The sequence below is a fragment of the Acidiphilium sp. genome (assembly GCF_049977125.1).
In the GTDB taxonomy this organism is placed as follows: domain Bacteria; phylum Pseudomonadota; class Alphaproteobacteria; order Acetobacterales; family Acetobacteraceae; genus Acidiphilium.
In genome coordinates, this window is record NZ_JBMFGY010000018.1 from 34,875 (window position 1) to 42,347 (window position 7,473).

General features: G+C 63.7%; 9 protein-coding genes. 6 read left to right on the plus strand and 3 right to left on the minus strand.

What is annotated here, in order from left to right:
- Positions 1–37 precede the first annotated feature (37 nt).
- Positions 38–2,152 carry a glycogen debranching protein GlgX gene (gene glgX, locus ACP5E6_RS05070; RefSeq protein WP_427952459.1) on the minus strand — a complete coding sequence of 705 codons (2,115 nt, stop codon included), beginning with the start codon at positions 2,150–2,152 and terminating at the stop codon, positions 38–40.
- A 122-nt stretch (positions 2,153–2,274) separates the two neighbouring features.
- Here glgX and ACP5E6_RS05075 point away from each other — a divergent pair, with 122 nt between their 5' ends.
- Positions 2,275–3,201: a L,D-transpeptidase gene (locus tag ACP5E6_RS05075; protein WP_427952461.1), complete on the plus strand. Its 927-nt coding sequence runs from the start codon at positions 2,275–2,277 to the stop codon at positions 3,199–3,201.
- On the opposite strand, the gene ACP5E6_RS05080 is transcribed toward ACP5E6_RS05075, so the two are convergent.
- Together ACP5E6_RS05080 and ACP5E6_RS05085 are read right to left on the minus strand one after the other, a co-directional pair.
- Positions 3,166–3,909, minus strand: coding sequence for an ABC transporter permease subunit (locus ACP5E6_RS05080; RefSeq protein ID WP_427952463.1), 744 nt, complete (start codon positions 3,907–3,909; stop codon positions 3,166–3,168). The genes ACP5E6_RS05075 and ACP5E6_RS05080 overlap by 36 nt on opposite strands.
- A gap of 30 nt (positions 3,910–3,939) precedes the next feature.
- The gene (locus ACP5E6_RS05085) at positions 3,940–4,869 is read right to left on the minus strand and encodes an extracellular solute-binding protein (protein ID WP_427952464.1); all 930 of its coding nucleotides are present in this window, start codon (positions 4,867–4,869) and stop codon (positions 3,940–3,942) included.
- A gap of 109 nt (positions 4,870–4,978) precedes the next feature.
- Between ACP5E6_RS05085 and ACP5E6_RS05090 the strand changes: the two genes are divergently transcribed.
- The 5 genes from ACP5E6_RS05090 to ACP5E6_RS05110 form a co-directional block, all read left to right on the plus strand.
- The gene (locus ACP5E6_RS05090; RefSeq protein ID WP_427952466.1) at positions 4,979–5,344 is read left to right on the plus strand and encodes a winged helix-turn-helix domain-containing protein; all 366 of its coding nucleotides are present in this window, start codon (positions 4,979–4,981) and stop codon (positions 5,342–5,344) included.
- Positions 5,341–5,505 (plus strand): hypothetical protein, encoded by a 165-nt coding sequence (locus ACP5E6_RS05095; protein ID WP_427952468.1) that lies wholly within the window; start codon positions 5,341–5,343, stop codon positions 5,503–5,505. Before ACP5E6_RS05090 ends, ACP5E6_RS05095 begins: the two co-directional genes overlap by 4 nt.
- A 160-nt stretch (positions 5,506–5,665) precedes the next feature.
- The gene (locus tag ACP5E6_RS05100; RefSeq protein ID WP_427952474.1) at positions 5,666–6,103 is read left to right on the plus strand and encodes a TspO/MBR family protein; all 438 of its coding nucleotides are present in this window, start codon (positions 5,666–5,668) and stop codon (positions 6,101–6,103) included.
- A gap of 42 nt (positions 6,104–6,145) precedes the next feature.
- Positions 6,146–6,775: an ankyrin repeat domain-containing protein gene (locus tag ACP5E6_RS05105; protein ID WP_427952470.1), complete on the plus strand. Its 630-nt coding sequence runs from the start codon at positions 6,146–6,148 to the stop codon at positions 6,773–6,775.
- Between the two features lie 164 nt (positions 6,776–6,939).
- A partial coding sequence (locus tag ACP5E6_RS05110) for an acetate uptake transporter (protein WP_427952472.1) occupies positions 6,940–7,473 on the plus strand: 534 nt, incomplete at its 3' end.

The window sequence follows — 7,473 nt, forward strand, 5'->3', positions numbered from 1 at the left end:
CGATCGCGGCATAGTACCGGAACCGCGCACAAACCGTTCAATCGCGGCTGAACACGACGGCGCTGCGGGCGGTAACGGTGAACACCGCGCCGATCTGCATCGCGACGTCGCCATCGGGTTCAGGATCGTTGGTGTCGATCATCCGGGTCCAGACCGCACCATCCTTACACGCCGGCAGGGTGAATTCGACGGCGTCGTAATGGGCGTTGAACACCAGCAGAAAGGTCGAATCATCACGCTGAAACGCCGATTCCGCGGTCGCGGCGCGGCCGTCGATCATCATGCCGAAACATTTCATGTTGTCGTCGGCCCATTGGGAATCGGCGATCATGGTGCCGTTCGCGTTCACCCACGCAACATCGCGCACACCATCGACCTCGCGCCCGGTGAGGAACCTGGTGTTGCGCAGCGCCGGGTGGTCCAGCCGCAGCCGGGTCAGTTGCCGCACAAAGCGGATCAGGCTCTGTCCGTTTTCTGAAATATTCCAGTCAAGCCAGCTGATATCATTGTCCTGACAATAAGCATTATTGTTACCCTTCTGGGTGCGGCCGAATTCATCGCCCGCGAGCAGCATCGGCACGCCCTGCGAGAGCAGCAGGGTGGCCAGCACATTGCGGATCTGGCGCGCCCGCAAGGCGTTGATCGCCGGATCGTCGGTCGGCCCTTCGACGCCACAATTCCACGCGCGATTGTCGGTGCTGCCGTCCTTGTTGTCCTCGTGGTTCGCCTCGTTATGCTTGTCGTTGTAGGTCACCATGTCATTGAGGGTGAACCCGTCATGCGCGGTCACGAAATTGATCGAGGCCCAGGGCCGCCGTCCCTGATGATTGAATTCACGCGACGAGGCGGTGATCCGCGGCGCGAGTTCGGCGGCCGAGGCCTCACCGCGCCAGAAATCCCTGACCGAATCACGGAATTTGTCGTTCCACTCGGACCATCCCGGCGGAAAGCCCCCGACCTGGTAGCCGCCCGGCCCGCAATCCCACGGCTCGGCGATCAGTTTCACCGAACCCAGCGTCGGGTCCTGGCTGCACGCCTTGAGAAAGCCGCTCTGATTGTCGAAGCCGTTGGGTTCCCGGGCAAGAATTGTTCCGAGGTCAAACCGGAAACCATCGACATGCATCTCCTCGACCCAGTAGCGCAGACTGTCCGTGACCATCTGAAGCACCCGCGGATGCGACAGGTTCACGGTATTGCCGGTGCCAGTATCGTTGATGTAATACCGTGGATTATCCGGGATCAGACGATAATAACTCGCGTTGTCGATACCCTTGAAACTCAGCGTCGGCCCTTTTTCATTGCCTTCAGCGGTGTGATTATAAACGACATCGAGAATCACCTCCAAACCGGCTTCGTGGAAGCGATAGACCATTTCCTTGAATTCGCGCAGACTATTGGCAACGTCCGAAGCGTAGCGCGGATCGGGCGCGAAGAAACCGATACTGTTATAGCCCCAATAATTGGTCAGCCCGTTGTCGAGCAGGTGATTGTCGTTGATGAAGGTGTGGATCGGCAACAATTCGACCGAGGTGACACCGAGGGATTTGATGTAATCGACCACATGTTTGTCGCCCATGCCGGCGTAGGTGCCGCGCTGATGCTCCGGCACGTCCGGGTGGCGCATGGTGAAGCCGCGCACATGGGCCTCATAAAGCACGGTGCGGTTCCAACCGACCGGGTTGCGTCCGGGGTGGCCGCGCCAATCGAACCCCGGATCGACCACGACGCATTTTGGCATGAACGGGGCTGAATCACGATCATCGAAGGTCAGATCATCGCCGGTTTCCATTTTGTAGCCGAAACAGGCCGGATTCCATTCAAGATCGCCGGCATGGGCGCGGGCGTAGGGGTCGAGCAGGAGCTTGTTGGCATTGAACCGATGGCCGGCGGCCGGTTCATAGGGACCATCAACCCGGTAGCCATAATAGGTGCCGGGGCCGAGGTCAGGGATGTAGCCATGGAAAATCTGGTCGGTATATTCGGGAAGTTCAAACCGGTCGGTCTCGATCTTGCCGGTGGCATCGAACACGCAGAGTTCGACTTTTTCGGCATGGGCGGAAAACAGCGAGAAATTCACCCCCTTGCCGTCCCAGGTCGCGCCGCGCGGATAGGGAAGCCCCGGTTTGATCCGGCCGCGCTGAAGTTGAGCCATGAATTTCGCCTTCCTGATCTTATTTGCCGCCGGGCGCCACCGCCGACCGCTCCTGAAATGGGGCGCATCGCACTGCGGGAAAAGGGCGGCGGACGCATTTGAGGCGCCGGTGCCACCGGTTTTTGAAATCGTCACCTTATCGCCATGTGCCGATCAACTCTTCGCGCGACGGCCATGGCCATATTGCCGCTTGCCCGCGCCGTCACCACCCCGTTGCCATGCTCACCAACCACCAGTTCCACCACCTGCTCACGCGTGACTTCTCGCTGCACGCGCAGGCGGAGCGTCTGCACGCCCTCGGCTACCTGCCCTGCCGCCCCGGCTTCACCCTCGATCATCGAGGCTATCTGGGAATCGATTGCGTGTTTCGCGGTGCCATCCCGCCCGGCCTCGCGCAGGTGCCGGCCACCGCCCTGATCCGGGGTGCCTATGTGGCCTGGAAGCATGACACGGTGCTGGGCTTCGCGCGCAAGGCCGGTCCCGCCCCGTTCCGCTTCACCTGGGTTGCCGTCAGCAAGGACAATCCCGCCGAAACCGCAACGATCTGGCAGCGCGACCGGAATCGCGCGATCTGGCACATCGCGCTGCGCAGCCTGGTCAACACCGGCATCGACCATGCGACCCCCGACGGTTCATGGCCGATCGTCTGGCGGCTGAAATCCGCGCGAATGAAGGGCGTGACCCCGACAGGTTCGCATTACGACGTGCGCGCCGTGCCATGGGTGAATTATTTCCACGGCAATGACGCATTGCACGGTTTCGCCCGCGCCGCCTACGGGTTTCCCCAGAGTGCCGGTTGCGTCGAGCTACCCGTCCCGATCGCCAAACACGCGTTCACCCTGCTGCACGATGGGGCGATCGTCACGATCACCGGCCACTGGCACCCCGGCGAGGGTTACGCCCCCTCATCGTCCGCGGCGCTGCTTGCGGCCGCGCCGCGGGCACCGGCGCGCCCCTTTCCCACCCAGACACCCGCCGCCTATCGCGTGGCGGGGGCGGCCCGAACCGCGGCATCATCCCTGTTTCGACCCGCGCCGCAGCAGCCATAGCGGCAAGGGCAGGGCGGCCAGCAGAAAAATCCACAGCAGCGGAAATGTCGCCTCCAACCCGCCGTCCTCCAGATTGACCCAGAGCCTGATCGGCATGCCCTGCGGAAAATACGCAAAAATCAGCACAATGCCGAGCTCGCCCACGCCGCGCACCCACGCCAATGCGAGCGCCGCGGCCAGACCATCGCGCGCGATCGGCAGCGTGATGAACCAAAAGATCTGCCGCCGGTTGACCCCAAGCGTCAGCGCCGATTCGGCGAGGTCAGCCGGGATGTCGGAAAACGCCGTGCGCGCCGCGACCACATAGGTCGGCAGCCCGGCGTAGATCCCGGCCAGCAGGAACGCCACCGGATCATTGGTGATGATCACGCCGAACCGGCCGAGCAGCAGTCCGACCGGACCGATTGGGCCATAGAAAGCCGCGAGCAGAATCCCCAGCGCCAACGGCGGGGTCAGCAACGGCAACAAAAGAAAAAACTGCGCATAATCACGCAACCTGCCCGTCGCGGTCGCGAGCCAAAGCGCCAGCGGCGTGCCGATCGTGGCGATCACCAAAAGCGCCGCAAGCCCATACGACACCGAGACCAGAACGGCCTGGACATCCGATGTCGAGAGATCGAACCGCGCCCAGTCGGTCAGCACGACCAGCCCCAGAAACGGTGCCGCCAGCAGCGCCAGCGCAAAGCCGCGGGCCGCCGCCTTGATCATGCGGCGGCCCGGGTCGCAAATCTCCGAGGATCAGATCGCGCTGCCGTGCGGGGCGTTGTAACCATAATGCGCGAACAACTCCTGACCCGCCGGGCTGAGCATCATCTCGATGAACGCATGCCCGGCCTTGGGGTTGGGCGCGTCATGCGGGACGCACGCATAGAAGACCAGGGGTTCGGTATGCAAGACTTGGCGCTTGCCCTTCACGTCGAGCGTGATCGCCGCCTTGGAATACCAGGGCTTGATCATGGCGGGATCGCTCAGATTGATCTGCTTGGGCAGCGGAATGAACGGCAGCTTGAGTGATTTCACCGCACTCTCATAGCCCGAGGTCGCATCCAATTCGCCCGAATCCAGCCGCGCGAGCATCGAGGGTTCGGAGAAGATCTGCGCGGGGTTGATCGGCGCGCCCAGCACCCGTTTGCTCAGCCCCGGCTGATGATAGAATTTCTCCGCGAGATCGAAGGTGAACAGAATGTTGCGCCCCTGCGGATCGGTGCGCGGATCGGTGCGGCCGAAGCGCAGCCCCTTGCTCTCCAGCACCTTGTACCAAAGCTTATGACCCTCGGCGGCGGCCTTGAGTTCCGGCGCAAAACGCGATTTCGGCGAATACGCGATCACCATCGCCGTGCTCGCCACCGGCACCGCCTTGCTGACCATCCCGGCGGCCTCCAGCACCTTGACCGGGCCGGGCGTGATCGAGACGAACACATCCGCCATCATGGTCTTGGCGGCGATCAGATGCGCCAGCGCGAACGCGCCCTGACCCATGCCGTGAAACGTCTCGCCGCTCTGCTTCTCATAGGCCGGGCCGAGTCCCTTGTTCATCAGCACGCCCATCGAACCGGCATAGGCCACCGTGAGCGTCCCGCCCGCCGCCCGCGCCGATCGTGTCGCGAGCGCCGGCAGCGCCGCCGCCGCACCAAGGCCCAAACCAAAATTCCGCCGTGAAATCGCCATCATCATCTCCTGTTGTCACTCGATATAGCCGTGCAAATAGCTCGCTGCCGTCTCGATATGTCTGTTCTGCCATATCGTCAATCGCGCAATTCCGTGATTGGATGGTGTCATGGTGAAACTACGGCATCCGGAAACGATCGGCCTGCGGATCAGAGTGGTCCTCGGCGATGGTCTGATCATCGGCCCCGGCCGGGCCGACCTGCTCGAGGGCATCCGCGATACCGGCTCGATCGCGGCGGCCGGGCGGCGCATGGGCATGAGCTACAAACGCGCCTGGCAACTTGCCGAGGCGCTCAACACCACATTTCACGCCCCGGTGATCATCGCCGCCAAGGGCGGCGTCGCGGGGGGCGGCGCTCACCTGACCCCGCTCGGCGATCAGGTGCTCGATGCCTATCGAACCCTGGTCCGGACCGCCCAGACCGAAGGCGGCGGCTCGCTCGCAACCCTCAACACCGCGCGGACCGGGCCGTGATAACCCTCGCGCAACGGGTCTTGATCATCATGGGGCTGAGCCTGCCCCTGGCCGGCTGCATCATCGCGCCACCGGTCGCGCATCGTCCCTATCCGGGTGCGGTATTCGTGCCCGGTCATTATGACCGCGGCGGTTACTGGGTGCGCGGTCACTGGATTTGACCGGAAAAAACCGGTCGCGCGGCGCCAGGCATCTTTTCAGCGCGGCTGGTCCGGCCTAGATTGATCCCCCGAAGGAGAATGTGTCTTCCGCCACCCCGAACGCCCCGAACAGAACCGAACCCAGGGCGCCCAGATATGGGCGCTGGCGGGTTTTCTCGGCCTGACCCTTCTGGTCGCAACGGTTGCCGGCGTCACCACCCTGCCCAACGTCAAAACCTGGTATTCCGTGCTGCCGCGTCCGCCCGGCACCCCGCCGAACGGCGTGTTCGGCCCGGTCTGGACGGTGCTCTACATCGCCATGGCGATCGCCGCGTGGCGGGTCTGGCGCTGCGGCGACATTCTGGGCGATCACAAACGCGCGTTGTCGCTCTGGGGCTGGCAGCTCGCGGTGAACGCAATCTGGGCGCCGGTATTCTTCGGCCTGCACCGGCCGGGCGTCGCGATCGCGATCATCCTCGTGCTCGATGTCCTGGTCGCCTGGACCATCCTGGCCTTCCGGCGGATCGACCGGATCGCCGCGCTCCTGCTGCTGCCGTATCTCGCCTGGGGCCTGTTCGCGACCTATCTGACCGTGGGGTTCTGGTGGTTGAACCGATGATCCGCTAGACTTCAGCGCAGAACCCCAAGGATAATTGCCGCGATGCCGTCGAAGCGCCCGATCAGACTGACCGCCCTCCTCGCCCTGCTGTCCGGCCTCGCCGCCGCACCGCCGGCTTTCGCGCAGATGGCCGGTGCCGGCATGGGCAGCCCGATGGGCGGCGCCGGGCCGATGGGCGCGGGGCAGGGGCTGCATCCGCGTGAAACCACCCCCGATATCGCGCCGCCCGCCCTGCCGGGCGCCACCGGCGTCGGCAATATTTCGGCCGGCCCGGTAACCACCGCCAACGAAGACCCGACCAAGCTGCTGTTTTCCGCGATCAACCACGGCGATTACACCCAGGCGCGCGCCGCCGTCAGCCGGGGCGCCAATTTGAACGCCCGCAACGCCCTCGATGAAACCCCGATCGAGCTCGCGGTCGAACTGAACCGCAACAACATCACCTTCATGCTGCTCTCGGTGCGCGCCGAGGAAGGGGGCGGCGAGGCGACCGAGCAGCAGATGCCGCTCACGCCGGTCTCGCGCACCATCGCCGCATCCACGCGCCGCCCCGCGCCGGCGCTGACGCTGCACACCCGCCAGGACAGGGCGCAAACCGCCCCGGCCATCCCGGATCAGCCCGGTGTCCCCAATCCATCCGCCGGGTTTCTCGGTTTCGACCCGCATTCCTGACGATCGGCCATGCCCGATCATCGGCGCCCATCCCCCGGCCCGGCGATAAAAACCTCAGGTTGGTTTGCCAGAGGATAATTTTCAGTTAAACGTTTTGTAAGCAGATGCGCGCCGTGACCGGCGATCTGTGACGCGGTTTGAATGAAAAATCTTCGGGAGGATTTATGAAAACAGCCAATCCGGCCCCCTTGGGCCTGTTCGGTTTCGCGCTTACCACATGGCTGCTGTCCATGATCAACGCGGGTCTGCTGCCGGCCACCGGCATGGGCATGGTGCTGGCCATGGCGTTTGCCTTCGGCGGCACTGCCCAGTTCGTCGCCGGCATGATGGAAATCACCACCGGCAACACCTTCGGCTTCGTGGCGTTCTGCGCCTATGGGGCGTTCTGGTGGAGTTTCGCGCTGTTTGTCGAATTCTTCGCCAAAGGCGTTCCCGGTCCCATGGTCGGCTGGTATCTCTTGCTCTGGGGCGCCTTTACCCTGGCGATGTTCATCGGCACCCTGGCGCTCAACCGCACCCTGCAACTGATCTTCGGCGCCCTGACCATCACCTTTGTTCTTCTCGCCCTCAATCCCCTGCTCGGCAGCCCGCAACTCGGCATCTTCGGCGGCTATTTCGGCCTGTTGACCGCGTTTCTCGCCTTCTATCTCGGCGCGGCGGACGTCATCAACACCACCCACGGCAAAACCGTCCTGCCA